Consider the following 24,951-nt stretch of genomic DNA (forward strand, 5'->3'; position numbering starts at 1 on the left):
TACGGGCACGGGGTTCACACAAGGTGAAGATCCGGTTCCGTTTCGTACGCGGCTCCCGCGCGTGAAGCGCGTACGCGACGCCCGGCGACGCCCGCACGTGAAGCTCGTACGGGCTCCCGCGCGTGAAGCCCGTACGGGTTCTACGCGGACCCGCCCCGCGCCCGGTCCCGGCCCGCCCGCAGCTCCCGCACCCACGCCACCAGCAGCACCGCCCCGGTCGCCGCCGCCGACCACAGCACCTGCGGCCGCGCCCCCTCGTCGTACAGCATCAGGACCAGCACCGCGCCCATCGCCGCGAGGGCCACCCAGGTCAGCCAGGGGAAGCCCCACATCCGCAGCGTCAGCGTCTCGGGCGCCTCGCGCTCGATCCGGCGGCGCAGCCGCAGCTCCGAGACCGCGATCAGGCCCCACACGAAGAGCAGCACCGCGCCGACCGCGTTGAGCATGTAGAGGAAGACGGAATCCGGCCACTTCAGATTGAGCAGGACGGAGACGAAGCCGAAGGCCACCGAGGCGAGCACCGCCCGGCGCGGCACCCCGCCGCCCGAGACCTTCAGGAGCCCCTTCGGCGCCTCCCCGCGCTCGGCCAGCGAGAACACCATCCGCGAGGAGCCGTACAGGTTCGCGTTGAGCGCCGAGAGCAGCGCCACGAACACCACCACGTTCATGATCTGGCCCGCCGCCGGGACCCCGATCGCGTCCAGGACCGCCACGTACGGCGACTCGCCCGGCTCCATCGACGTCCAGGGCAGCAGGGTCACGATCACCAGCATCGAGCCCACGTAGAAGAGGAGGATCCGCCACACGGCGCTGCGCACCGCCCGCGCCACGTTCCGCGCCGGGTCGTCCGACTCGGCCGCCGCGATCGTGACGACCTCCAGGCCGCCGAAGGCGAAGACGACGGCGAGCACCCCCGACACCACCCCCGACCAGCCGTTCGGCAGGAAACCGCCCTGCCCGGTGAGGTTCGCGAGGCCGACCGGATCGGTGTCCGGGAGCCAGCCGGCGATCGCGAGGACGCCCAGGACCAGGAAGAGGACGATCGCGCCGACCTTGAGCGCGGCGAACCAGAACTCGAACTCGCCGAAGTTCTTCACCGCCGCCAGGTTGGCCAGGGTGAACACGACCATGAAGACGAGCACCCAGCCCCACTGCGGGACCCCCGGCACCCAGCCGTGCGCGATCCGGGCCGCGCCCGTCGCCTCCACGGCGAGGACCACGACCAGCAGGAACCAGTACAGCCAGCCCACCGAGAAGCCCGCCCAGCGGCCGAGCGCCCGCTCCGCGTGCACCGAGAAGGCGCCCGACGCGGGCATCGCCGCCGACATCTCGCCCAGCATCCGCATCACCAGCATCGCGAGCGCGCCCGCGATCAGGTACGAGAGCACGATGGCCGGACCGGCGACGGCGATCCCGGCCCCCGAGCCCACGAAGAGCCCCGCGCCGATCACCCCGCCGAGCCCCAGCATCGTCAGGTGACGCTGTTTCAGACCGTGGGAGAGGGGCTCCGGTTCGGTGAGCGGAGAGGGCGGCGGGGCGTCGGGCATGGTGAGGGGCTCGTGCTCTCGGGAGGTGGCGCTTTATGGAGACTCCACAGTCTCTCCGCTGACCTCCCTCCGGCGCAAAAGGGGCGTCTCCCAGCGAGTTGCCAGTGACAAGGGTCACGTGGCGCACGGCATGAAAACCGTCCTTTGTCAGAACTCCATGAAGCGGCTGGCTCCGGCTTTGTCGGCTGCTGACGGTGATCGGGCGTTCACCCCTGGCATAGCGTCAACCTGTCCCTCCACCCTCACCCCCGCGGAGTACCGATGAGCATCGCCGCCCCCGCCCGCTCCCTCCGACCGGGCGTCGTCCTCGCCGACCTGGTCCCGGCCAGTCGCGCCCGCGACCTCGCCCTCGTCGTCGGCGGCGCCGCCCTCACCGGCCTCGCCGCGCAGCTCTCGGTCCCGGTCCCCGGCTCCCCGGTCCCGGTCTCCGGCCAGACCTTCGCCGCCCTGCTCGTCGGCACCGCCCTCGGCGCCCGCCGGGGCTTCCTCGCCCTCGCCCTGTACGCGGTGGCGGGCGCGGCGGGCGTGCCCTGGTTCGCCCAGGCCACCTCCGGCTACGGGATGCCGTCCTTCGGGTACGTCCTCGGGATGCTCCTGGCCGCCACCGTCGTCGGCGCCCTCGCCCGCCGCGGCGCCGACCGCTCGGTGCTCCGCACGGCCGGCGCGATGGCGCTCGGCTCCGTGATCATCTACGCCGTCGGCGTGCCCTACCTGGCCCTCGCCACCGGCATGACCTTCGGCCAGGCCGTCGCCGCCGGCCTCACCCCGTTCCTCATCGGCGACGCCCTCAAGGCCGCCCTCGCGATGGGCGTCCTCCCGGCCGCCTGGAAGCTCGTCGGCCGCAAGGGCTGAGCCCCGCACGGCACGCGAAGGGGCCCCGGCGCACTCCGCCGGGGCCCCTTTCACGTGCGTACGGAAGCGGTCAGAGCTTCGCGGACGACCTGCCGATCCGCTCGCGGACCAGCGCGACCGCGACCACGAGGGCGGCCACCAGGAGCGAGAGCACGACCTGCTCCCGGGCGCTGCCGCCGTCGTAGATCATGTAGCCGAGGACGAAGACGATCATGCCGATCGTCGCCCAGGTCAGGTACGGGAAGAGCCACATCCGCACGACCAGCTTCTCCGGGGACTCGCGCAGGATGATGCCGCGCATCCGCAGCTGGGTCACGCAGATGACCAGCCAGACGAAGAGCGCCACCGCGCCGGAGGAGTTCAGCAGGAAGGCGAAGACGGTGTCCGGCCACTTGTAGTTGAAGAAGACCGCGACGAAGCCGAAGACGACCGAGCCGAGGATCGCCGCCCGCGGCACGCCCCGCTCGCTGGTGCGGGCGAAGGCCTTCGGGGCGTCGCCGCGCTGCCCGAGCGAGAAGGCCATCCGGGAGGCGGTGTAGAGGCCCGAGTTCAGGCAGGACAGGACGGCCGTCAGGACGATCACGTTCATGACCTGGCCGGCGTGCGGGATGCCGATGGAGTCGAGGGCGGCGACGTACGAGCCCTTCTCGACGATCGACTTGTCGTTCCACGGCAGCAGCGTCAGGACCACGAAGATCGAGCCCAGGTAGAAGACGCCGATCCGCCAGATCACGCTGTTGGTGGCCTTGGTGACCGCGCGCTGCGGGTCCTCCGACTCTCCGGCGGCCAGGGTGACGATCTCGCTGCCCATGAAGGAGAAGACGACCATCAGCACGCCGGTGAGGATGGCGCCCGCGCCCATCGGGAGGAAGCCCCCGGCGTCGGTGAGGTGCGCGAACCCGGCGCCCGGGTTGTCCGAGCCGGGCAGCACGCCGAAGACCGCGAGCAGGCCGATGACGACGAAGGCGCCGATGGCGACGACCTTGATGCCGGCGAACCAGAACTCGAACTCGCCGTAGGAGGCGACCGAGGCGAGGTTGGTGGCGGTGAGCACCACCATCACGATGAGCGCCCAGGCCCACTGCGGGACGGCCGGGATCCAGCTCTCCAGGATCACCGCGCCCGCGGTCGCCTCGACGGCGAGCACGACGACCCAGAAGAACCAGTACAGCCAGCCGATGCTGAAGCCGGCCCAGCGGCCGAGGGCCTGGTCCGCGTAGGCCGAGAAGGAGCCGGAGGACGGCCGGGCGGCGGCCATCTCGCCCAGCATCCGCATCACGAAGACGACCATGGTGCCGACGAGCGCGTACGAGAGCAGGATCGCGGGGCCGGCCGCGGCGATGCCGGAGCCGGAGCCGACGAAGAGGCCGGCGCCGATGACGCCGCCGATCGCGATCATGGAGAGGTGGCGGTTCTTGAGACCGGCCTTGAGACCGTCGGAGGATTCGGGCGTCCCGGTGGTGCCGGTCGAGCCGTCGTCCTTCGTCAGGGTCGGTTGCGTGTTCATGGACGCTTCCTCGGGTGTGGGGGGTGCTCGGGTCGCGAGCCCGGGCATTCAACCCTGTCGGCAGGGCGGATCGGAAGACCCTATTCCGGATCGTTGTACGGACGGACGCGCGAGGGCCGAAGGTCCGTACCAGGCCGGACGAAGGTCCCGACCCCGCTGCCCACTACCCCGGTCCGCACGTGCCACACTCGGCACCATGCGCGTCTACATCGGTTCCGACCACGCCGGCTACGAACTCAAGAACCACCTCGTCGAGTGGCTGAAGGCCCACGGCCACGAGCCCGTCGACTGCGGCCCCCACGTCTACGACGCCCTCGACGACTACCCGCCGTTCTGCCTGCGCGCCGCCGAGAGGACGGCCGCGGACCCGGACGCCCTCGGCATCGTCATCGGCGGCTCCGGCAACGGCGAGCAGATCGCCGCGAACAAGGTGAAGGGGGTGCGCGCCGCCCTCGCCTGGAGCGAGCAGACCGCCGCTCTCGGCCGCGAGCACAACAACGCCAACGTGATCTCCGTCGGCGGCCGGATGCACACGCGGGAAGAGGCGACCAAGTTCGTCGAGATCTTCCTCAACACCCCGTACTCCGGTGACGAGCGTCACACCCGCCGGATCGACATGCTCACCGCCTACGAGAACACCGGCGAGCTCCCCCCGATCCCGGCCCACCACCCGCAGGAGCCGACCGCCTGATGCCCGAGGGGCACACCATCCACCGGCTGGCCGCCGACCACCGCGAGCGGTTCGGCGGCCGGCCCGTGCGCGTCTCCAGCCCGCAGGGCAGGTTCACCGACTCGGCCGCCCTGCTCGACGGCACCGTCCTGGAGACCGCCGAGGCCCACGGCAAGCACCTCTTCCTGGGCTTCGCCGGCCAGGGCTGGATCCACATCCACCTCGGCCTCTTCGGCAAGGTGACCTTCGGCGGCGCCCCCGCCCCGCCGCCCACCGACACGGTCCGGCTGCGCCTGGCGAACCCCGAGGCGTACGTCGACCTGCGCGGCCCCACCACCTGCGCCCTCGTCACGGACGCCGAGAAGCGGGCGATACACGACCGGCTCGGCCCCGACCCGCTGCGCGACGGCGACGACCCCGACCGGGCCTGGCGCCGGATCTCCACGTCCCGCACCACCGTCGCCGCCCTCCTCATGGACCAGAAGGTCGTCGCCGGCGTCGGCAACGTCTACCGCGCCGAGGTCCTCTTCCGGCACGGCATCGACCCGTACCGCGCCGGCAAGGACCTCACCGAGGAGGAGTGGAACGCGATCTGGGCCGACCTGGTCCTCCTCATGCGCGAGGGCGTACGGCGGGGCCGCATCGACACCGTACGGCCCGAGCACACCCCCGAGGCCATGGGCCGCCCGCCGCGCGTCGACGACCACGGCGGCGAGGTGTACGTCTACCGGCGCGCCCGGATGGCCTGCCACGTCTGCGGCACCGACATCCGCACGGCGGACCTGGCCGCCCGCAACCTCTTCTGGTGCCCGGGCTGCCAGACCCGCTAGGGGTTCTCCTCTAGAACCCGTGCGGCAGCCACGGCGCGACCGGCGAGCCGAACGCCACCGACGCCTCCACCAGCGCGCCCTCCCGCAGCTCCCGCACCCGGCCGGCCGCCGCCAGGGACGCCAGCGGGACGCCGCCCAGGTACGCGGCCCCCAACTCCCGCACCGAGAGCGACAGGTCGGCCGGGTCCGAGGTCCGGACGCACACCGCGCCCTTCGCGTCCCCGGTCAGCCGCCAACGCCCCTCGTTCCACGGGCAGAACGCGTCCTCGACCTCCAACACCACGTCCACCGGCGCCTGGTACGTCCGCGCCTCCAGGGCCGGACCCACCTCCACCAGGCGCACGTGCAGCGCGTCCCGCAGGGTCGGCGCGCACCGCCGCACGTCGCTCACCAGGTGCTGCCAGCCGTCGTCGACCGGCCGCCCCTGGAGCCGTACCGACGCCGTCAGGTCCACCGACCACAGGAAGCGCCACAGCGCCGCCTCCGCCGCAGGATCGAGCCCCAGCAGCTCGTGCACGTGCACCGACCCGTCGGCCCCGGCGGGCGACCAGTCCGGCTTGACCGCGTAGTGCGCGAACCCCACGACCTCCCCGTCCCGCTCCGCGAGCACGCACAGCCGCGGCGACGCCCCGCCCCGCTCGCCCTCCGGATCGAGCAGCGGCAGCCGCTCCCAGCCCGGCCCCCGGGCGATCATCCCCGGCCGCGCGGACACCAGGCGCGCGTACACCGCCTCGCACGCCGCCGAGGACTCCAGCGGGTCCGCCTGGCGCAGCACCACCCCGTCCGTGCCCTCCGGCACCGCCAGCCGCACCCGGTTCGTGTCGATCACCGCCCGCAGCGAGTACGAGGCGATCCCGTAGCCGAACCGCCCGTAGATCCCCGGCTCCGAGGCCGTGAGCACCGCGAGGAACTCGCCCGCCGCCCGCAGGTCGTCCAGCTGCCGCCGCATCATCGAGGTCAGGATCCCGCGCCGCCGGTGCGTCCCCGCCACGCTCACCATCGTCACCCCGGCCGCCGGCACCGACGCCCCGCCCGGAACCGTGAGCCGGAAGGAGAACGACCCCGCCGTCCCCACGCACAGCTCGCCGTCCCAGGCCCCCAGGGAACGGTCGAACTCGGTCAGGTCCCGCCACAGCCGTCGCTCCTCCGGGGACTCGGCCACCCCTCCGAACGCCAGCTCGAGCACTCCGTACCAGCGGTCCCATTCGAGCGGGTCGAGAACCCGCAGCTCCGTAGTCATATGCCAAGTCATATGCCATCGATATCAGCGGCCCGCGCCCGGGGCGACCCGGTTTCGCGCACATTGTCACCGGGGTACCCCTGCACGGCGCCGGACGGGATGGATAGGGTCCGGGCCATGGGACACCGCGGCGGAGTGAACGCGTACGCGGCCCGGACACGCAGGCGCGTGCGCCGGGCCCGCGTCGCGCTGCGCAAATCCGGCGTCGACTACTTCCGCGGGGACGGCGCCGACTGGATCGCCTTCGCCGGACTCCTCCTGATGATTCCGGCCATCGCCTTCGGCACCCTGGTCGACCCCGTCTGGTGCGCGCCCACCGCGCTCGCCCTGCCCATCGTGGCCGGCGGCCTGCTGCTCCGCCCCGCCAGCCTGCTCGGTCTGTACGCGGCCGCCGCGGGCGCCCTCATCGTCGAGTCCGTCGTCCTCGGCCCGTACACCCAGGGCCCCGCCCGGGTCACCCCCGGCACCGTCCTGGTCGTCGCCGCCTGCGGCCTCTTCGGGCTCCTCATCGCCCAGTTCCGGGCCCGGGTCGGCGTGCCCTGGCGGCGCGGCGGCACCATGCTCTTCGACCTGCGCGAGCGCATCCGGGTGCAGAGCGCCCTGCCCCGGCTCCCGCAGGGCTGGCACCGCGAGATGGCGCTGCGCCCGGCCGGCGGCCAGTCCTTCTCCGGGGACTTCGTCGTCGCCGCCCGCACCCACGGCGGCCGCACCCTGGAGGTCGTCCTCACCGACGTCTCCGGCAAGGGCATGGACGCCGCCTCCCGCTCCCTGCTGCTCTCCGGCGCCTTCGGCGGCCTCCTCGGCTCGCTCCCGCCGCACGGCTTCCTGCCCGCCGCCAACGGCTATCTGCTGCGCCAGAACTGGGACGAGGGCTTCGCCACCTCCATCCACCTCGTCCTCGACCTGGAGTCCGGCGACTACGAGCTCTACTCGGCCGGCCACCTGCCCGCCCTCCAACTCCACGCGGGCAACGGCCGCTGGGAGGAGAAGGAGGCCGAAGGGCCCCTCCTCGGCGTCTACGACGGCGCCGAGTTCCACCCGGCCAAGGGCTCCCTGCGCCCCGGCGACGTCCTGATGCTCTTCACCGACGGCCTCGTCGAGGCCGCCGACCGGGACATCGCCGAGGGCATCGACCGGCTCACCGGCGAGGCCGACCGCTGCGTCACCGACGGCTTCGACGGCGTCGCCTGGGACCTCATCGAGGCCGTCGCCAAGGACGTCAACGACGACCGCGCCCTGCTCCTGATCAGCCGCCGCACCTGACGCCCGGCCGGGCGGACGTGATCTTCCGCACGACGATTCGTCACCGGGCAGCGAGGGCATGGGGGTTGGTGGCACGATGGAGACAGCGGGGGGTGTCCGGAACACGCTCCCCGGTGGGCTGGGCGGGACCGACCGAGGGTGTGATCAGTTGTGGCCATTTCGCTGTCTGTGGTGTTGCTCCTGGCAATCATCATGGTGGTGCTGATCCGCGGGGGGAGCCTCAAGGCGGGGCCCGCCGTCGTCGCGGTCCTCTTCGGCTTCTTCCTCGCCTCCACCGGCATGGCCGACGACATCCAGCGCTTCCTGGACTCGATCACGCAGACCGTCGCGTCCATCAAGTTCTGAGGACGCCCACGCCGGGAGACACGGCGAACGACCCGGGGCCCGGACCGCTTCTCGCGGTCCGGGCCCCGGGTCATGTGGAGCGGGTGACGGGAATCGAACCCGCGTAGCTAGTTTGGAAGACTAGTGCTCTACCATTGAGCTACACCCGCACAGCATCGCGCCGCAGGTCACGAGGACCGCGGCACGAAGAGCATGGTACCGGGTCCGCGGCCCTCTTCGCACACCCCGTGAAAAGAGGGGCGCCGCAGAGTCCCCGCCCATGTACCCTACGTGTCGCACCGACGGGGTGTGGCGCAGCTTGGTAGCGCGTCCGCTTTGGGAGCGGAAGGCCGTGGGTTCAAATCCCGCCACCCCGACCATGACGATCACGTGCCCGTCCCGGGCGTTCTTGATCATGTTGTGGGCGTCCTCCCGCTTGCGGTTACTATGCAAGCTGCGTGCCCGTGTGTCTCTCTGACCGGGCCGATCGGCCGGACCCGCCCCGCGCGGTCCGGCTGCATCCAGGAATCAGCCACAAGGAGACCGAACCGTGAAGAGCGCCGTGGAGACCCTGAACCCGACCCGGGTTCGGCTCACTGTCGAGGTGCCCTTCGAGGAGCTCAAGGACAGCCTCGACGCGGCGTACAAGAAGATCAACCAGCAGGTCACGGTCAAGGGCTTCCGCAAGGGCAAGATCCCGGCTCGCGTGATCGACCAGCGGTTCGGCCGCGGCGCCGTGCTGGAAGAGGCCGTCAACGACGCGCTCCCGAAGTTCTACACCGAGGCCGTCAACGAGGCCGAGGTCAACCCGCTCGGCCAGCCCGAGGTCGACATCACCGAGCTGAAGGACGGCGAGCTGCTGGCCTTCACCGCCGAGGTCGACATCCGCCCGACGATCGAGATCCCGGACTACTCCGGCATCGAGGTCACCGTCGACGCGGTCGAGGTCACCGACGAGGACGTCGAGAAGTCCGTGGAGCAGCTCCGCGAGCGCTTCGCCTCGACCTCCCCGGTCGAGCGCGCCGCCCAGGACGGCGACGTCGTCACCATCGACCTGGAGGCCAAGGTCGAGGGCGAGGTCCTCCCCGACGGCGTCGCCAGCGACGTCTCGTACACCATCGGCTCCGGCGAGCTGCTCGACGGCATCGACGAGGCCGTCAAGGGCCTGGAGGCCGGCGGCGAGGCCACCTTCACCTCGCAGCTGAAGGGCGGCTCCGCCGAGGGCAAGGACGCGGAGGTCACCGTCAAGGTCACCGCCGTCGCCGCCCGCGAGCTCCCCGAGCTGGACGACGACTTCGCGCAGCTGGCGTCGGAGTTCGACACCCTCGACGAGCTCAAGGCCGACAGCCGCAAGCGCCTCGAGAACATGAAGCAGTTCGACCAGGCCACCCAGGCCCAGGAGCGCGTCCTCGACGAGCTCCTCAAGCTGGTCGAGGTCCCGATGCCCGAGAAGCTCCTCGAGGACGAGATCAACACCCGCAAGCACAACCTGGAGCACCACCAGCTCGGCCAGATGGGCCTCGACCTCGCGAAGTACCTGGAGATCCAGGGCAAGACCGAGGAGGAGTTCCTGGCCGAGACCAAGGAGCAGGCCGAGAAGGGCATCAAGACCCAGTTCATCCTCGACGAGCTGGTCAACCGGGAGAAGCTCGACGTCTCCCGCGAGGAGCTCACCGAGCACCTGTTCCGCCGTGCCGCCTCCTCCGGCATGAGCCCCGACCAGTTCGCCCAGGCCGTGGCCCAGGGTGGCCAGGTGCCGATGCTCGTCGGCGAGGTCGCCCGCGGCAAGGCCCTCGCGGTCGTCGTCGAGGCCGCCAAGGTCGTCGACACCAACGGCGAGCCCGTCGACCTCTCCGACGACGAGGACGAGGCCGCCGAGACCGCCGTCGAGGCGGCCGAGGGCGACGCGGCCGAGGTCTCCGAGGAGAAGTGAGTCCGGAGCGGCGCGGGGGCCGGACCCCCGCGCCGCACCCCTCCACGGGCCCGTGCGCACAGCTGTGCGCACGGGCCCGTGGGCGTACCGGGACCCCCTTACGCGCCCCCAACTACCTTGCGCTCCCAGCGAACAGTTCGGGAACCGGGATGGCGTTGTCCCACCTGCGCGTTAGGGTCCATGAATACGAGGGCAGTGCCTTCCGAACGAGACGCGGAGACGGCCCGGGGCCGTCGGAGACGAGCAGGTGGATACGTGACGAATCTGAAGCCTTACGCCGCGGGTGAGCCGTCCATCGGTGGCGGCCTCGGCGACCATGTCTACAACCGGCTGCTCGGCGAGCGCATCGTCTTCCTCGGCCAGCAGGTCGACGACGACATCGCCAACAAGATCACCGCCCAGATGCTCCTCCTGGCCGCCGAGCCGGACAAGGACATCTACCTCTACATCAACAGCCCCGGTGGCTCGGTGACGGCCGGCATGGCCGTCTACGACACCATGCAGTACATCCCGAACGACGTCGTCACCATCGGCATGGGCATGGCGGCCTCCATGGGGCAGTTCCTGCTGACCGGCGGCACCGCCGGCAAGCGCTTCGCCCTGCCGAACACCGACATCCTGATGCACCAGGGCTCCGCCGGCATCGGCGGTACCGCCTCGGACATCAAGATCCAGGCCGAGTACCTCCTGCGCACCAAGAAGCGCATGGCCGAGATCACCGCGCACCACTCCGGCCAGACCGTCGAGGCGATCATCCGCGACGGCGACCGCGACCGCTGGTTCACCGCGGAGGAGGCCAAGGAGTACGGCCTCATCGACGAGATCATCTCTGCCGCCTCGGGCGTTCCGGGCGGCGGCGGCACGGGCGCCTGAGCCCCGCCGGCCCGCTCAAGAGCCCCAGCCCACCGAACGCCACCAGGACGGTGAACACCCAGATGCAGAACAACCTCTCCCCGAGCGGCCTCTACACCGGCGCGCCGATGGACAACCGCTACGTCGTGCCGCGCTTCGTGGAGCGCACCTCGCAGGGCGTGCGCGAGTACGACCCGTACGCGAAGCTGTTCGAGGAGCGCGTGATCTTCCTCGGCGTGCAGATCGACGACGCCTCCGCCAACGACGTCATGGCGCAGCTCCTGTGCCTGGAGTCGATGGACCCGGACCGCGACATCTCGATCTACATCAACAGCCCCGGCGGTTCCTTCACCGCGCTCACGGCGATCTACGACACGATGCAGTTCGTGAAGCCGGACATCCAGACGGTCTGCATGGGCCAGGCGGCCTCCGCCGCGGCCGTGCTGCTCGCCGCCGGCACCCCCGGCAAGCGGATGGCCCTGCCGAACGCCCGCGTGCTGATCCACCAGCCCTCCGGCGGCACCGGCCGCGAGCAGCTCTCCGACCTGGAGATCGCGGCCAACGAGATCCTGCGGATGCGCAGCCAGCTCGAAGAGATGCTGGCCAAGCACTCCTCGACCCCGATCGAGAAGATCCGCGACGACATCGAGCGCGACAAGATCCTGACCGCAGAGGACGCCCTCGCGTACGGTCTGGTCGACCAGATCGTCTCGACCCGCAAGAGCACGGCCGCCGCGGTCTGACGCTCGACCTTCCCCTGGCACGGTCCGCGTGGCCGAATCGCGACCATGTGAACCGTGCCAAGGGGGGCCCGAACGGGGGGCCCGGCAAGGTACCGTCGAATATGAGGCACCAGGAGTCGCTGAACCACGCGGCTCCCAGGCGAAGGGGAAGCACCTCGTGGCACGCATCGGTGATGGCGGCGACCTGCTCAAGTGCTCGTTCTGCGGAAAGAGCCAGAAGCAGGTGAAGAAGCTCATCGCGGGACCCGGTGTGTACATCTGCGACGAGTGCATCGACCTCTGCAACGAGATCATCGAGGAAGAACTCGCGGAGACGAGCGAGGTGCGCTGGGAGGAACTCCCCAAGCCCCGCGAGATCTACGAGTTCCTCGAGGGCTACGTCGTCGGGCAGGAGCCCGCGAAGAAGGCCCTCTCGGTCGCGGTGTACAACCACTACAAGCGCGTCCAGGCCGGCGAGAACGGCGGCGCGCAGGGCCGTGACGATGCCATCGAGCTGGCGAAGTCCAACATTCTGCTGCTCGGCCCCACGGGCTCCGGGAAGACGCTCCTCGCGCAGACCCTGGCCCGGATGCTCAACGTCCCGTTCGCCATCGCCGACGCGACGGCGCTCACGGAGGCCGGCTACGTCGGCGAGGACGTCGAGAACATCCTGCTGAAGCTGATCCAGGCGGCCGACTACGACGTCAAGAAGGCCGAGACCGGGATCATCTACATCGACGAGATCGACAAGGTCGCCCGCAAGAGCGAGAACCCGTCGATCACGCGCGACGTCTCCGGCGAGGGCGTGCAGCAGGCCCTCCTGAAGATCCTGGAGGGCACCACCGCCTCCGTCCCGCCGCAGGGCGGCCGGAAGCACCCGCACCAGGAGTTCATCCAGATCGACACGACGAACGTGCTCTTCATCGTGGGCGGCGCCTTCGCCGGCCTGGAGAAGATCATCGAGTCGCGGGCGGGCGCCAAGGGCATCGGCTTCGGGGCGACCATCCGCTCCAAGCGCGAGATCGAGGCGAGCGACCAGTTCCAGGAGGTCATGCCGGAGGACCTGGTGAAGTTCGGGATGATCCCCGAGTTCATCGGCCGTCTCCCCGTCCTCACCTCCGTCCACAACCTGGACCGCGAGGCGCTCCTCCAGATCCTGGTCGAGCCGCGCAACGCGCTGGTGAAGCAGTACCAGCGCCTCTTCGAACTCGACGGCGTGGAGCTGGACTTCGACCGCCCGGCCCTGGAGGCCATCGCCGACCAGGCGATCCTCCGCGGCACCGGCGCGCGCGGCCTGCGCGCCATCATGGAGGAGGTCCTCCAGTCGGTGATGTACGAGGTCCCGTCCCGCAAGGACGTGGCCCGGGTCGTCATCACGGCCGACGTGGTCCGCGACAACGTCAACCCGACGCTGGTCCCGCGGATCGTGAAGAACGACGGCAGGCACGAGAAGTCGGCCTGACGCCGGACGAACGACGGTGAGGGGGTCCCGCCTTCGGGCGGGACCCCCTCACGCGTGTGCGGGCCGTCCGGTCAGAGCTTGACGCGAACTTCCTTGCGGAGCTTGGCGGTGATGGAGGCGGCCTCCTCGGCCGAGCCGCCCGCGCCGGTCATCATGGAGGCCATGTCGGCCGGGACCACGAAGCCCACGGTGCTGTGGTCGGCCCAGACGCACATGGTGATGGCGAACGCGGGCGTGCCGTTGGCGGTGTCGGCCTTCGTCTTGGCCTGCTGGCACTTCAGGACCGCGCCGTCGAGCTCCGCCGGCTCGTACTCCTGCGGGCTGCCCTCCAGCTGGGGCGTGCCGGCCTTGTCCGCGTCCTTGACGGACTCGGCCTTGGCGGCGGCGAAGATGGTGTCGACGACCTTCTCGGGGTCCTCGATCTCGCCGTAGAGGCCGTTGAAGGAGATGAGCTTGCCCGCCAGCGGGTTCGCCTTGTTCTCCACCTTGTACGAGGCGCTGACCTGCTGGGCGTTCTTGACGCCGTTCTGCTGGGCCTCCTTGAGGGAGTCCTCGCCGCTCGACTTGCCGCCGGCGGCGTCCTTCTTGTACTCGCCGAGCACCGTCTCCGGGGTGATCAGCTTGTGCGGACCGTCGTCCGCGACCGAGGAACCGCCGCCGCCGATCACGAAGTACGCGCCCACGGCGATCGCCGCGACCACGGCCACCGCGCCGACGATCCAGCCCGCCTTGGACTTCTTCGGGGCCGGCGGGGGCGGCGGGAAGCCGCCGGGACCCTGGGGGCCGCCGTACGGGGGCTGCTGGCCGTACGGGCCGGGCTGCTGCGGGTAGCCGTACGGCTGCTGCTGCGGCGGGACGCCCTGCGGGGCCTGCTGGGGGTACCCGTAGCCGGGCTGGGCACCGTACGGCCCCGGCTGCTGCGGCTGCTGGCCGTAGGGGCCCGGCTGGCCGTAGGGCCCGGGCTGCTGGGGCGGCTGGCCGCCGTACGGGCCCGGCTGGTTGTAGCTCATGGACAGGTTCCCCTCACAGGATGTTTATGCCTGCCGAACATCCTGGCGGAACCGTCGGACACTCGGTGCGGCGGGGGCCACACCGTTACCGAACCAAAGCGTTTCAGTACAGGGTCGCGACACCTCTAAACTGGCCCCGTGACCGAGAACACTCAGCAGCAGACAGCGCCCACCACCGAACTGCCGACCCAGTACGCGCCGGCCGAGGTAGAGGGGCCGCTGTACGAGCGCTGGGTGGAGCGCGGGTACTTCGAGGCGGACGCGAAGAGCGAGAAGCCGCCGTACACGATCGTCATTCCGCCGCCGAACGTCACCGGTTCGCTCCACCTGGGCCACGCCTTCGAGCACACGCTGATCGACGCCCTCACCCGCCGCAAGCGGATGCAGGGCTACGAGACGCTGTGGCAGCCGGGCATGGACCACGCCGGCATCGCCACCCAGAACGTCGTCGAGCGCGAGCTCGCCAAGGAGGGCAAGTCCCGCCACGACCTGGGCCGCGAGGCGTTCGTCGAGCGCGTCTGGCAGTGGAAGGCCGAGTCCGGGGGCCAGATCTCCGGCCAGATGAAGCGCCTGGGCGACGGCGTCGCCTGGTCCCGCGAGCGGTTCACCATGGACGAGGGCCTGTCCCAGGCCGTCCAGACCATCTTCAAGAAGCTCTACGACGACGAGCTGATCTACCGCGCCGAGCGCATCATCAACTGGTGTCCGCGCTGCCTGACCGCCATCTCGGACATCGAGGTGGAGTACCAGGACGACGACGGCGAGCTCGTCTCCATCCGGTACGGCTCCGGTGACGCGGAGATCGTCGTCGCCACCACCCGCGCCGAGACGATGCTCGGCGACACCGCCGTCGCCGTCCACCCGGACGACGAGCGCTACAGGCACCTCGTCGGCACCGAGATCGAGCTGCCGCTGACCGGCCGCCGCATCCCGGTCGTCGCCGACGAGCACGTCGACCCCGAGTTCGGCACCGGCGCCGTCAAGGTGACCCCGGCGCACGACCCGAACGACTTCGAGATCGGCCAGCGCCACGGCCTGCCGAACCTCGCCGTCATGGACGAGCGCGCGGTCATCACCGCGCACGGCCCCTTCCAGGGCCTGGACCGCCTGGAGGCCCGCTCCGCCATCGTCGCCGCGCTGCGCGCCGAGGGCCGGATCGTCGCGGAGAAGCGTCCGTACGTCCACTCCGTCGGCCACTGCTCGCGCTGCAAGACCACCATCGAGCCGCGTCTGTCGATGCAGTGGTGGGTCAAGGTCGGCCCGCTGGCGAAGGCCGCCGGCGACGCGGTCCGCGACGGCAAGGTCAAGATCCACCCGCAGGAGATGGAGAAGCGGTACTTCGACTGGGTCGACAACCTGCACGACTGGTGCATCTCGCGCCAGCTGTGGTGGGGCCACCGCATCCCCGTCTGGTACGGCCCGAACGGTGAGGTCGTCTGCGTCGGACCCGACGAGCAGCCGCCGGCCGGCGAGGGCTGGCACCAGGACACCGACGTCCTGGACACCTGGTTCTCCTCCGGCCTGTGGCCGTTCTCCACGCTCGGCTGGCCGGAGCGGACCGAGAGCCTGGAGAAGTTCTATCCGAACTCCGTCCTGGTCACCGGCTACGACATCCTCTTCTTCTGGGTCGCCCGGATGATGATGTTCGGTCTGTACGCGATGGACGGCACCCCGCCGTTCCACACCATCGCCCTGCACGGCATGGTCCGTGACCAGAACGGCAAGAAGATGTCGAAGTCCTTCGGCAACGTGGTCAACCCGCTGGACTGGATGGACGAGTACGGCTCCGACGCCGTCCGCTTCACCCTGGCCAACGGCGCCAACCCGGGCGTCGACGTCCCGATCGGCGAGGACTGGGTCAAGGCCTCCCGGAACTTCGCCAACAAGATCTGGAACGCGACCCGCTTCGCGCTGATGAACGGCGCGACGATCGAGGGCCCGCTGCCGGACGCCTCGGAGATGTCGGCGACCGACCGCTGGATCCTGTCCCGGCTCAACGCGACGGTGGCGCAGGTCGACGCGCTCTACGAGGACTACCAGTTCGCGAAGCTCAGCGACGCGCTCTACCACTTCGCGTGGGACGAGGTCTTCGACTGGTACGTCGAGCTGTCGAAGACGACGTTCTTCGCGGGCGGCGAGCAGGCCAAGGTCTCCGGCCGGGTCCTCGGCGAGGTCCTGGACGTCATGCTGCGGCTGCTGCACCCGATCGTCCCGTTCGTCACCGAGGCCCTGTGGACCACGCTGACCGGGCGCGAGTCCGTCGTGATCGCCGACTGGCCGAAGGACTCGGGCTTCCGGGACGCGGCCGCCGAGGCGGAGATCGAGAACCTCCAGCAGGTCGTCACCGAGGTCCGCCGCTTCCGCGCCGACCAGGGCCTCCAGCCCGGCCAGAAGGTCCCGGCCCGACTGGAGCTCGGCGGCACCGCGCTCGCCGCGCACGAAGCGGCGATCCGTCAGCTGCTCCGCCTCCAGCCGGAGGGCGAGGGCTTCTCCGCCACCGCCTCCCTGCCGGTCGCCGGGGCCACCGTCGCGCTCGACCTGTCGGGCACGATCGACGTGGAGGCGGAGCGCAAGCGCCTCACGAAGGACCTCGCGGCGGCCGAGAAGGAGAAGGCCCAGGCGAACGGCAAGCTGGGCAACGAGGCGTTCCTGGCGAAGGCCCCGGACAACGTGGTCGAGAAGATCCGCACCCGCCTCGCCAAGGCGGACGAGGACATCGCCCGCATCCAGGCCCAGTTGGCGAACCTGCCGCAGGCCTAGGACGCACGACGGAAGGGGCCCGGAACCGATGCGGTTCCGGGCCCCTTCCCGTACCCCTCACGCCTCCATGGCCACCGGGCCGACGCCCGCCGTCTCGGCGTTGCGGCGGGTCTTCGCCCAGCCCGTGCGGCCGCGCAGCAGCCGGACGAAGCCGCGCGCGGAGACGATGAACAGGTGGTACGCGTAGAGCCAGAGCGCGAACCCCCACAGCAGGCCCTTGAGCCGGGAGCGGTCCGGGGCGAACTCGCGCCGGTAGACCGGGCCCCAGAGCAGGAAGGGCACGATCGAGACCACGGCCAGGGCGAGCGCCGGCGGCCACGCGGCGAGCAGCACGCCGCCGCCCACCAGGAGCGCGGCCGTCATGGCGACGGTCAGCAGCAGGGTCGCCAGATGGGCGATCGGCTGGAAGAACGTGTAGAGCGACTCCAGGACGCCCCGGGCCCGGTAGTGCCGGGAGGAGACGATCCGGCCCGCGTACCGGACGCAGGCGATGTTCCCCTGCGCCCAGCGGGTCCGCTGGGTCAGGAACCGGCGGGTGTACGGAAGGGCCTCCTGGGTCACCCAGGTGTCGGCCACGTGGGTGACGCGATAACCGGCCAACCGCATGTGCAGGCCCAGTTCGTAGTCCTCCAGGAGCGCGTCGTGCTGCCACGGGCGGCGTTCGGCCGCCGCGATCCGGTCGAGCGCGGTGAGCCGGGTGAACTGCCCGTTGCCGCCGAGGCCGACGGAGCCGGTGCGGCGGCGCAGCAACTGCATCCCGGTGTTGGAGACGGCGAACTCGGCGTCCTGCATACGGATCAGGAGCCGGGCGTACGCGTTGGCGAGGCGGCCGCCGTGCTCCAGCGGGCGCTCGTCCTCCACGTTCCGCATCCGGACCCCGATCTGCACCCCGCCCGTGTCCGGGTCCCCGAAGGCGTCCGGGCCGCTGACGTGCGCGAGGGCGTCCGGGGACAGCTGCCCGTCGGCGTCGACGACGCAGACGATCACCCGGGCGCGGTCCGCCGCGTCGCCCAGGTGCGCGTTCAGCTCCGCGTAGGCCGCGTTCAGCGCGGCGCCCTTCCCCACCCGGGCGTCGGGGCGGCGGCGCGAGACCAGGTGCACGTGCGGGTCGCGCCCGGCGAGCGCGGCCGTGATCGGGGCGGTGAGGTCGTCGCTCGCGTCGTCGATCACCCAGACGTGACCGGCGGGGAAGTCGGTCCGCAGCCGGGTCACCGTGGTCGCGACCACCGCCTCCTCGTCCCGGCAGGGCACGAAGAAGTGCCAGTCGTACGCGGTGGGGTCGCCGGTCCCGGCGGGCTTCCGGCGGGCGTACGCGTGGCGGGAGCCCGCCCAGTAGAGGAGGAAGCAGGCGAGGAGGAGGAAGGGGAAGACGTACAGCAGGAGGTGGAGGCTCATCGGGGTCTCCGGGAGTGGGGGAGCGGGCCGGGGCGGGGCCGGATCAGGCCGCGTACGCGGGGACCCGGGACGGCGCGGCGGCGGCGGGGCGGGCGGCCGGGGTCGCGGTGCTCCGGCCGGCGGCCAGTTCCTCGATCAGGGCCGCGATCCGGTGGGAGGCGGTGCCGTCGCCGTACGGGCTGGGGAGCGCGGCGAGCCGGCGCAGTCCGGACGCGCCCTCGGCCAGCCGGCGGCGGGCCGCCGCGCCGATCCCGGGGCCGGGCGCGACGAGGTCCGCGAAGTCGGCGAGCGATTCGGGGCGTTCGGTGGAGCGCCGGACCACGAGCAGCGGGCGGCCGAGGACCGTGGTCTCCTCCTGGACGCCGCCGGAGTCGGAGACGATCAGCGCCGCGTGCCGGGCCAGGGCCAGGAAGGTGCCGTAGCCGGCCGGAGGCAGCACCGTCAGGCCGTCGAGCAGCGGCAGCAGTCCGGCCGCCTCGATCCGGGCCCGGGCGCGGGGGTGCAGCGGGAGGACGACGGGCAGCTCGCGGGCGAGCGCGGCGAGTTCCTCCAGTACGGCGGTGAGGGCGGCCGGGTCGTCGGTGTTCTCCGGGCGGTGCACGGTCGCCAGGACGTAGCCGTCGGGGACCAGGCCGCCGAGGGCGAGGAGCCCGGCCCGCTCCTCCGGCGGCGGCAGGTGGTCGTGGACGGCCTCCACGACGGTGTTGCCGGTGACGGCGATCCGCTCCGCCGGCACGCCCTCGGCGAGCAGCAGCTCCCGGTTGTCGGGGGTGGCCGCGCACAGGACGTCGGCGAGCCGGTCGATCAGCACCCGGTTGTGCTCCTCGGGCATGGCCCGGTCGTGGCTGCGGAGCCCCGCCTCCACGTGGACGAGCGGCAGGTCCCGCGCGTTGGCGGCGAGGGCGCCGGCGAGGGCGGCGTTGGTGTCGCCCTGGACCACGACGGCGAGCGGCGGCTCGGTGGCGAACCGCTCGTCGAGGCCGGCGAGCGCGTTCGCGACCTGGAGGGCGCGGGGCCGCCCGCCGACCCCGGTCAGGTACTCGGGCTCGGGCAGTCCGAGCTCGTCCAGGAAGCTTCCGGAGAGGTCGTCGTCGTAGTGCTGGCCGGTGTGCAGGACCCGGGCGGCCGGGCCGAGGGTCCGGATCAGCTCGGCGAGCTTGACCAGCTCGGGACGGGTGCCGAGGACGACGGCGACGCTGCGGGCGGGGAGGTTCTTCATGCAGACGACGGTGCCGGGTGACGGTCGTGCGGTCCGGTGGCGCACGGTTGCGCGACGGTTGCCGTGGGGGCGGGCGGTACGTCCGGGGACTTCCGGCCGGGTCCCCGGGCCCCGGGTGCGGGGGACTTTGGTCCCGGGGAGCGGGGAGCGGGGTGGCGGGTGGGGGCCTCAGGCGTTCGCGCCCCGGTCGGAGGCCCCCGTCGTGCGGGCCGGCGCGCTCTCGTAGCGGTAGCCCAGGCCCCGTACCGCCTCCAGGGGATCGTGGGCCGAGGGCCCGCCCGCCGCGCGGAGCTTGCGGCGCAGGCGGAGGACCGCGAACTTCACGCGGTCCCGGCCGAGCGCCGTCGTGTCGTCCCACACCCGCTCCAGGAGCTGCTCGGTGGTGACGACCCGGCCCCGGTTGCGGACCAGGACCTGGAGCAGCCGGTACTCGATGTCGCTGAGCCGGATCTCGGTGCCGTGCCAGAGCGCGGCGCGCCGCTCCGGGACGAGCAGGAGGTCGTCCCCGGCCGGTTCGCCCGCCCACTGCCGGGGGCCCGACCTGCGGAGCAGCGCCTCGACGCGGGCCAGCAGCTCCGCGTGGGCGAAGGGCTTGACCAGGTAGTCGTCGGCGCCGGAGCGCAGCGCCCGGACCCGGTCGTCGACGTCGCCGAGGCCGGACAGGACGAGGACGGGCAGGTCGCTCATGTCCCGGGTGCGGTCCAGGACCTCCCAGCCGTCGAGGCCGGGCAGCAGCAGGTCGAGGAGCATCAGGGCCGGGCGCTCGGCGAAGAGCAGCCGGAGCCCCTCGCGGCCGTCGGCGGCGACGGACACCTCGTACCCGCGCCGGGCGAGCAGGACCCGCAGGGCGAGCGCCAGGTCCGGGTCGTCCTCCACGACCAGGAGCCGGGTCACGGGCGCGGCCCTGCCGGACGGCGGCCGGCGAGCGGCAGCCGGACCGTGAAGACGGCGCCGGGCCCCTCGCGGTCGCGGACCTCGATGGTCCCGCCGTGCAGCCGTACGGCGTCCAGGGCGCCCGCCAGGCCGAGGCCGGTGCCGGGGAAGCCGCCGCGCCGGGCGTTGGGCGCGCGGACGAAGGGGACGAAGACCTCCTCCCGGTACTCCGGCGGCACCCCGATGCCGTCGTCGCGGACCTCGATCGTCCAGTGGTCGGCGGCGGGCCTGCCGACGACCTCGACGAGCCCGCTGTCGGGGGTGAAGCGGAGCGCGTTGGCGACCAGCTCCTCCAGGGCGCCCGTCAGCATCCCGGCGTCGGCCACCAGGGGCGGCCCGTCGGGCGGGCACTCGGCGGCCACGTACGGCCCGGTGCCCCCGTCCCGCTGGAGCGCTTCGAGGACCACCCGTTCGATCAGCTCGTGGACGAGGACCCGGCCGGGGCGCGGCTCGGCGGCCGGTCCCCCGGCGGCCGCCCTCGGCAGGTTCTCGGCGGCCGTCCGCATCCGCAGCGCGCTGCGGCGGATGGCTTCCACGTACGAGGCCTGCTCCCGGCCCAGCGGTCCGCCGGCCGGTTCGAGGAGCAGTTCGGCGAAGCTCAGGACGGTGGCGAGCGGGGTCCGCAGCTCGTGCAGGGTCCGGCTCGCGAACGCGGCCCGCTCCTCGGCGAGCGCCGCCAGCTTCCGCACCTGCGCGTAGAGGTTCTCCTCCGCGTCGCGCCGCCGGGTCACGTCCTCGACCAGCCACAGGTGTCCGACGAGCCGGTCGCCCTCGCGGACGGGGGAGCGGCGGCGGCGCAGGATCCGCCCGTCCCGCAGGTGGTAGTCGGCGGTGCGGGTCACCGGGCCGTGCGTCTCGCTCTCCGCCAGGAGCCGCTGACGCTCCTCGGGGCGGTCGAGCAGCCCGGCCAGGTGGTCCACCACCCGTTCCCTGGGGGTGCCGGGGGAGACGTCGAGGCCCTCGGGCAGGCGCAGGAGCGCGGTGAAGCGGCGGTTGACCCGGACGACGCGCAGGTCGCGGCCGAGGAGCAGCGCCGCCTGGGGGAGCGCGTCGAGGAGGGCGGCGGCGAAGGAGAGCTGTTCCCGGGAGACCTGGTCCACAGGGGCGATTCAAACAGCAATGCGGGTGAAACGCTCTTTTGTGGAGGAAACGGTTCTCCGGGGTCCGGCGCCGGGGCCCGGGACCCTGGATGATGGAAGGCATGGTCCGTCTCCCCGCCGTCCCCGCGCTGCGCCGTCGCGCGGAGCGGTGGACGGGCTCGCCCCGCGCCCTCGACGCCGTCGCCGCGCTCAGCGCCTTCGGCCTCATGGTCCTGGACGTGCCGGGCCTCGCCCGCGAGGACAACTCCCTCACCGGCGTCACCGCCACCCTGGTCCTGGCGGCCGGCGCGGCCACGCTGGTCCTCCGGCGCCGGCTGCCGTGGCTCCCGTACCTGGTGGCGCTCGCCCTGATGGGCTGGCTGCACGAGCTGACCATGATCCAGTTCGCGCTGTACTCGATCGGCCGCTTCCGGGGCCGGCGGGCCGCCGTCGCCGCGACCGTGCTGTACGTCGCCGTCGCGTACGCCCTCTTCCAGACGCCCGGCCGGCACCTCCACGGCTACACCCTGAGCGACTTCCTGAGCGTCGTCGTCCCGATCGGGGTCCTCGCGGCGGGCGTCGGCATCGCCGCGTACCGCCACGACCTCGTCCGCGCCCTGGAGACCGAGCGCCGCGAGGCCGCCGCCCGGCAGGCCGTCCAGGAGGAGCGGATCTCCGTCGGCCGGGACGTCCACGACCTGGTCGGCCGCGAGCTCACCGTCCTCGCGGTCCGGGCCGAGGTGCTTGCCGCGCGGGCCCGGGGCGAGGCCCACCGGCAGGACTTCGAGGAGCTGGCGGACACCGCCCGGCGCGCCCACCGGATGCTCAACGAGACGATCGTGCGGCGCGCCGACCGGGACCCGGCCACCACCGGCCTCGACGGGCTCGCCGTCCTCGCCCGGGAGAGCGGGCGGATGGGCTCCCCGGTGGAGCTGACGGTCGCCGAGGAGGCGAAGGCGCTGTCCCCGCTCCGGCAGACGGCCGTCCACCGGGTCGTCCGGGAGTGCCTGACGAACGCGGCCAAGCACGCGCCCGGCCTGCCCGTGACGGTCGTGATCGCGGTGGAGGGGACCGACCTGCGGATCGAGGTGCGCAACCCGCTGCCGTCCGCGCCCCCGGACCGGGCCCCCGTCTCGGCCGGCACCGGCCTGCTCTCCATGGAGGAACGGGTCACCAGCATGGGCGGCACGCTGACGGCGGGACCGGAGGCGGGGGAGTACGTGGTGAGGGCGACGCTTCCGGCGGGGCCGCTCCGCTAGGACCCGACCCGTCCGACTCGCGCGGCTCCCTCGCCCGCCCGCGCCGGGGCCCTCCGCCTGCCCGGAGCCCTCTACCTGCCTGGGGCCCTCCATCTGCCCGGAGCCCGATGGGCAGGTCCGTCAAGCGGGCGGCACGGCTCTCCGTAGACTGGCCCCGTGAGTGAGCCCCGCGACCCGTCCGACACGCCCGACGACCCGTCCGGCGCCCCCGACGCCTTCGACGAGATCGTCGACAACGAGACCACCCTCCCCCAAGATCTCGACTCCGCTCGATCAGGGGGGACCCCCACTCCCGACCTGGCGGTGATCGAGGCCGGCAGCCGCACCCTGCGCGCGCAGGCCGGGCCGCCCCAGGGCGACCCCGTGCCGAGCCGCCCCGAGGACCCGGAGCTGGACGAGGCGCTGCGCGAGGTCGAGACCGAGCTGTCCACCCGCTGGGGCGAGACCAAGCTGGAGCCCTCGGTCACCCGGATCGCGGCCCTGATGGACGTCCTCGGCGAGCCGCAGCGCGCGTACCCGACCATCCACATCACCGGCACCAACGGCAAGACGTCGACGGCCCGCATGATCGAGGCCCTGCTCGGCGCCTTCGAGCTGCGCACCGGCCGGTACACCTCGCCGCACGTGCAGACCATCACCGAGCGGATCAGCCTCGACGGCGCCCCGATCTCCGCCGAGCGGTTCATCGAGACGTACCGGGACATCGCGCCGTACGTGGACCTCGTCGACGCCCGCGAGGAGTACCGGCTCTCCTTCTTCGAGGTCCTCACCGGCATGGCCTACGCGGCCTTCGCCGACGCCCCGGTCGACGTGGCCGTCGTCGAGGTCGGCATGGGCGGCACCTGGGACGCCACCAACGTCATCGACGCCTCCGTCGCCGTCGTCACCCCCATCGACCTCGACCACACCGACCGGCTGGGCGGGACGCCCGCCGAGATCGCGGCCGAGAAGTCCGGGATCATCAAGCCCGGCGCGACCGTCATCCTGGCCCAGCAGCCGGTCGACGCCGCCCAGGTCCTCCTGAGGAAGGCCGTCGAGGCCGACGCCACCGTGGCCCGCGAGGGCATGGAGTTCGGCGTCGCCTCCCGCGAGGTCGCGGTCGGCGGCCAGCTCCTCACCCTGCGCGGACTCGGCGGCGAGTACGAGGACGTCTTCCTGCCGCTGCACGGCGCCTACCAGGCGCACAACGCGGCCGTGGCGCTCGCCGCCGTCGAGGCCTTCTTCGGGATCGGCGCGCAGCACGCCCGCACCCTGGACGTGGACACGGTCCGCCAGGCGTTCGCGCGGGTGGCCTCGCCCGGCCGCCTGGAGATCGTCCGCTCCTCCCCGACGGTCGTCCTGGACGCCGCGCACAACCCGCACGGAGCGAGGGCCACCGCCGAGGGCATCAGCGAGGCCTTCGGCTTCTCCCGGCTCGTCGGCGTGCTCTCCACCAGCGCCGACAAGGACGCCAGGGGGGTCCTGGAGGCCTTCGAGCCGATCCTCGCGGAGGTCGTGATCACCACGAACTCCAACCCGCGGGCCACCGACGTGGACGCGCTCGCCGCGATCGCGGTCGAGGTCTTCGGCGAGGACCGGGTCGTCGTCGAGCCACGGCTTCCCGACGCCATCGAGGCGGCCATCACCCTCGCGGAGGAAGAGGCCGAGTACGGCGGCGCGGGCGTCCTCGTGACCGGTTCGATCTTCACGGTCGGCGACGCCCGGCTGCTGCTCAAGAGGGGCTGAATCCCATGCGCACGCTCTGTTCCTCGACGCTCATCGGCGAGTTCTTCGTCATCGGCTTCGCCGGGCTCGTCGCCATGAAGGACGACACCCTGGCGACGTCCACCGTCTGGTGGGTCTGCGGGATCGGGATGGTCCTCTCGGTGCTGCTGTGCGGGATGATCACCCGGCCCGGCGGCGTCCAGCTCGGCTGGGCGCTCCAGATCGGCCTGATCGCCAGCGGCTTCTTCGTCCCGGTCATGTTCTTCCTCGGCGCGGCCTTCGCCGCCCTGTGGTGGGCCTCCGTGCACTACGGCCGGCAGGTCGACGCGGTCAAGGCGCGCTGGGCGGCGCAGAACGCCCAGGGCCCGGCAGAGCCTGACGCTGCGTAAT

The 24,951-nt window shown here is 72.2% G+C and carries 21 protein-coding genes and 2 tRNA genes; 14 read left to right on the forward strand and 9 right to left on the reverse strand.

The genetic code is table 11. The features are described 5' to 3' along the window. Nucleotides 1-140 precede the first annotated feature (140 nt). Nucleotides 141-1,547 carry an amino acid permease gene (locus tag ACIQVI_RS08905; RefSeq protein WP_403593006.1) on the reverse strand — a complete coding sequence of 469 codons (1,407 nt, stop codon included), beginning with the start codon at nucleotides 1,545-1,547 and terminating at the stop codon, nucleotides 141-143. 261 nt (nucleotides 1,548-1,808) lie between these two features. Here ACIQVI_RS08905 and ACIQVI_RS08910 point away from each other — a divergent pair, with 261 nt between their 5' ends. Continuing rightward, nucleotides 1,809-2,399 (forward strand): biotin transporter BioY, encoded by a 591-nt coding sequence (locus ACIQVI_RS08910; RefSeq protein ID WP_351971468.1) that lies wholly within the window; start codon nucleotides 1,809-1,811, stop codon nucleotides 2,397-2,399. A gap of 70 nt (nucleotides 2,400-2,469) precedes the next feature. On the opposite strand, the gene ACIQVI_RS08915 is transcribed toward ACIQVI_RS08910, so the two are convergent. After that, nucleotides 2,470-3,906 (reverse strand): amino acid permease, encoded by a 1,437-nt coding sequence (locus tag ACIQVI_RS08915; protein WP_403593009.1) that lies wholly within the window; start codon nucleotides 3,904-3,906, stop codon nucleotides 2,470-2,472. 196 nt (nucleotides 3,907-4,102) lie between these two features. On the opposite strand from ACIQVI_RS08915, the gene ACIQVI_RS08920 reads away from it, so the two are divergent. Next, a complete protein-coding gene (locus ACIQVI_RS08920) occupies nucleotides 4,103-4,597 on the forward strand; it encodes a ribose-5-phosphate isomerase (protein ID WP_351971470.1) in 495 nt (164 codons plus the stop codon). Beyond that, nucleotides 4,597-5,406: an Fpg/Nei family DNA glycosylase gene (locus ACIQVI_RS08925; RefSeq protein ID WP_403593012.1), complete on the forward strand. Its 810-nt coding sequence runs from the start codon at nucleotides 4,597-4,599 to the stop codon at nucleotides 5,404-5,406. The genes ACIQVI_RS08920 and ACIQVI_RS08925 overlap by 1 nt, the downstream gene beginning before the upstream one ends. Before the next feature lie 10 nt (nucleotides 5,407-5,416). On the opposite strand, the gene ACIQVI_RS08930 is transcribed toward ACIQVI_RS08925, so the two are convergent. Then, entirely contained in the window at nucleotides 5,417-6,646 is a 1,230-nt protein-coding gene (locus ACIQVI_RS08930; RefSeq protein WP_403593015.1) for a GNAT family N-acetyltransferase, read from the reverse strand. 117 nt (nucleotides 6,647-6,763) lie between these two features. On the opposite strand from ACIQVI_RS08930, the gene ACIQVI_RS08935 reads away from it, so the two are divergent. Both ACIQVI_RS08935 and ACIQVI_RS08940 read left to right on the forward strand, forming a co-directional pair. After that, entirely contained in the window at nucleotides 6,764-7,909 is a 1,146-nt protein-coding gene (locus ACIQVI_RS08935; protein WP_351971473.1) for a PP2C family protein-serine/threonine phosphatase, read from the forward strand. 150 nt (nucleotides 7,910-8,059) lie between these two features. Next, nucleotides 8,060-8,254, forward strand: coding sequence for a hypothetical protein (locus ACIQVI_RS08940; RefSeq protein WP_030210679.1), 195 nt, complete (start codon nucleotides 8,060-8,062; stop codon nucleotides 8,252-8,254). Between the two features lie 75 nt (nucleotides 8,255-8,329). Here the strand turns inward: ACIQVI_RS08940 and ACIQVI_RS08945 are convergent. Further along, nucleotides 8,330-8,403 (reverse strand) — tRNA-Gly (locus ACIQVI_RS08945). Nucleotides 8,404-8,536: 133 nt separating this feature from the next. On the opposite strand from ACIQVI_RS08945, the gene ACIQVI_RS08950 reads away from it, so the two are divergent. From ACIQVI_RS08950 to clpX, 5 genes are all read left to right on the forward strand, one after another. Beyond that, a tRNA-Pro gene (locus ACIQVI_RS08950) sits at nucleotides 8,537-8,613 on the forward strand. Between the two features lie 170 nt (nucleotides 8,614-8,783). After that, nucleotides 8,784-10,166: a trigger factor gene (tig, locus tag ACIQVI_RS08955; protein ID WP_383417841.1), complete on the forward strand. Its 1,383-nt coding sequence runs from the start codon at nucleotides 8,784-8,786 to the stop codon at nucleotides 10,164-10,166. A 255-nt stretch (nucleotides 10,167-10,421) separates the two neighbouring features. Next, nucleotides 10,422-11,039, forward strand: a complete 618-nt coding sequence (locus tag ACIQVI_RS08960; protein WP_053645462.1) for an ATP-dependent Clp protease proteolytic subunit — start codon at nucleotides 10,422-10,424, stop codon at nucleotides 11,037-11,039. Between the two features lie 62 nt (nucleotides 11,040-11,101). Continuing rightward, the gene (locus ACIQVI_RS08965) at nucleotides 11,102-11,761 is read left to right on the forward strand and encodes an ATP-dependent Clp protease proteolytic subunit (RefSeq protein ID WP_121830265.1); all 660 of its coding nucleotides are present in this window, start codon (nucleotides 11,102-11,104) and stop codon (nucleotides 11,759-11,761) included. Nucleotides 11,762-11,918: 157 nt separating this feature from the next. Further along, complete coding sequence (clpX, locus tag ACIQVI_RS08970) at nucleotides 11,919-13,202, forward strand: ATP-dependent Clp protease ATP-binding subunit ClpX (RefSeq protein ID WP_030210686.1); 1,284 nt, start codon at nucleotides 11,919-11,921, stop codon at nucleotides 13,200-13,202. Nucleotides 13,203-13,273: 71 nt separating this feature from the next. Here clpX and ACIQVI_RS08975 read toward each other — a convergent pair whose 3' ends face one another. Continuing rightward, nucleotides 13,274-14,212, reverse strand: a complete 939-nt coding sequence (locus ACIQVI_RS08975) for a hypothetical protein (protein ID WP_403593021.1) — start codon at nucleotides 14,210-14,212, stop codon at nucleotides 13,274-13,276. Nucleotides 14,213-14,350: 138 nt separating this feature from the next. Here ACIQVI_RS08975 and ACIQVI_RS08980 point away from each other — a divergent pair, with 138 nt between their 5' ends. Then, complete coding sequence (locus ACIQVI_RS08980) at nucleotides 14,351-16,972, forward strand: valine--tRNA ligase (RefSeq protein ID WP_403593024.1); 2,622 nt, start codon at nucleotides 14,351-14,353, stop codon at nucleotides 16,970-16,972. A gap of 57 nt (nucleotides 16,973-17,029) precedes the next feature. Here ACIQVI_RS08980 and ACIQVI_RS08985 read toward each other — a convergent pair whose 3' ends face one another. The 4 genes from ACIQVI_RS08985 to ACIQVI_RS09000 all read right to left on the reverse strand — a co-directional run bounded on the left by ACIQVI_RS08985 (nucleotide 17,030) and on the right by ACIQVI_RS09000 (nucleotide 21,619). After that, complete coding sequence (locus ACIQVI_RS08985; protein WP_403593027.1) at nucleotides 17,030-18,367, reverse strand: glycosyltransferase family 2 protein; 1,338 nt, start codon at nucleotides 18,365-18,367, stop codon at nucleotides 17,030-17,032. Between the two features lie 43 nt (nucleotides 18,368-18,410). Next, entirely contained in the window at nucleotides 18,411-19,586 is a 1,176-nt protein-coding gene (wecB, locus tag ACIQVI_RS08990) for a non-hydrolyzing UDP-N-acetylglucosamine 2-epimerase (protein ID WP_403593030.1), read from the reverse strand. Between the two features lie 168 nt (nucleotides 19,587-19,754). After that, a complete protein-coding gene (locus ACIQVI_RS08995) occupies nucleotides 19,755-20,480 on the reverse strand; it encodes a response regulator transcription factor (protein WP_403593033.1) in 726 nt (241 codons plus the stop codon). Continuing rightward, complete coding sequence (locus ACIQVI_RS09000) at nucleotides 20,477-21,619, reverse strand: ATP-binding protein (protein ID WP_403593036.1); 1,143 nt, start codon at nucleotides 21,617-21,619, stop codon at nucleotides 20,477-20,479. Before ACIQVI_RS09000 ends, ACIQVI_RS08995 begins: the two co-directional genes overlap by 4 nt. Before the next feature lie 101 nt (nucleotides 21,620-21,720). Here ACIQVI_RS09000 and ACIQVI_RS09005 point away from each other — a divergent pair, with 101 nt between their 5' ends. The 3 genes from ACIQVI_RS09005 to ACIQVI_RS09015 all read left to right on the forward strand — a co-directional run bounded on the left by ACIQVI_RS09005 (nucleotide 21,721) and on the right by ACIQVI_RS09015 (nucleotide 24,950). Beyond that, a complete protein-coding gene (locus tag ACIQVI_RS09005; protein WP_351972476.1) occupies nucleotides 21,721-22,857 on the forward strand; it encodes an ATP-binding protein in 1,137 nt (378 codons plus the stop codon). 156 nt (nucleotides 22,858-23,013) lie between these two features. Next, complete coding sequence (locus ACIQVI_RS09010) at nucleotides 23,014-24,582, forward strand: bifunctional folylpolyglutamate synthase/dihydrofolate synthase (RefSeq protein WP_403593040.1); 1,569 nt, start codon at nucleotides 23,014-23,016, stop codon at nucleotides 24,580-24,582. A gap of 5 nt (nucleotides 24,583-24,587) precedes the next feature. Next, the gene (locus tag ACIQVI_RS09015) at nucleotides 24,588-24,950 is read left to right on the forward strand and encodes a DUF4233 domain-containing protein (protein ID WP_351972474.1); all 363 of its coding nucleotides are present in this window, start codon (nucleotides 24,588-24,590) and stop codon (nucleotides 24,948-24,950) included. Nucleotide 24,951: the final 1 nt, after the last annotated feature.

The organism is Streptomyces sp. NPDC098101, from assembly GCF_044760185.1.
Lineage (GTDB): Bacteria > Actinomycetota > Actinomycetes > Streptomycetales > Streptomycetaceae > Streptomyces.

What these genes read in the sequence shown, in the direction of transcription:
- ACIQVI_RS08905 (WP_403593006.1), bottom strand. Translation starts at nt 1,547, where the DNA reads ATGCCCGACGCCCCGCCGCCCTCTCCGCTCACCGAACCGGAGCCCCTC.
- ACIQVI_RS08910 (WP_351971468.1), top strand. Translation starts at nt 1,809, where the DNA reads ATGAGCATCGCCGCCCCCGCCCGCTCCCTCCGACCGGGCGTCGTCCTC.
- ACIQVI_RS08915 (WP_403593009.1), bottom strand. Translation starts at nt 3,906, where the DNA reads ATGAACACGCAACCGACCCTGACGAAGGACGACGGCTCGACCGGCACC.
- ACIQVI_RS08920 (WP_351971470.1), top strand. Translation starts at nt 4,103, where the DNA reads ATGCGCGTCTACATCGGTTCCGACCACGCCGGCTACGAACTCAAGAAC.
- ACIQVI_RS08925 (WP_403593012.1), top strand. Translation starts at nt 4,597, where the DNA reads ATGCCCGAGGGGCACACCATCCACCGGCTGGCCGCCGACCACCGCGAG.
- ACIQVI_RS08930 (WP_403593015.1), bottom strand. Translation starts at nt 6,646, where the DNA reads ATGACTACGGAGCTGCGGGTTCTCGACCCGCTCGAATGGGACCGCTGG.
- ACIQVI_RS08935 (WP_351971473.1), top strand. Translation starts at nt 6,764, where the DNA reads ATGGGACACCGCGGCGGAGTGAACGCGTACGCGGCCCGGACACGCAGG.
- ACIQVI_RS08965 (WP_121830265.1), top strand. Translation starts at nt 11,102, where the DNA reads ATGCAGAACAACCTCTCCCCGAGCGGCCTCTACACCGGCGCGCCGATG.
- ACIQVI_RS08975 (WP_403593021.1), bottom strand. Translation starts at nt 14,212, where the DNA reads ATGAGCTACAACCAGCCGGGCCCGTACGGCGGCCAGCCGCCCCAGCAG.
- ACIQVI_RS08985 (WP_403593027.1), bottom strand. Translation starts at nt 18,367, where the DNA reads ATGAGCCTCCACCTCCTGCTGTACGTCTTCCCCTTCCTCCTCCTCGCC.
- wecB (WP_403593030.1), bottom strand. Translation starts at nt 19,586, where the DNA reads ATGAAGAACCTCCCCGCCCGCAGCGTCGCCGTCGTCCTCGGCACCCGT.
- ACIQVI_RS09005 (WP_351972476.1), top strand. Translation starts at nt 21,721, where the DNA reads ATGGTCCGTCTCCCCGCCGTCCCCGCGCTGCGCCGTCGCGCGGAGCGG.
- ACIQVI_RS09015 (WP_351972474.1), top strand. Translation starts at nt 24,588, where the DNA reads ATGCGCACGCTCTGTTCCTCGACGCTCATCGGCGAGTTCTTCGTCATC.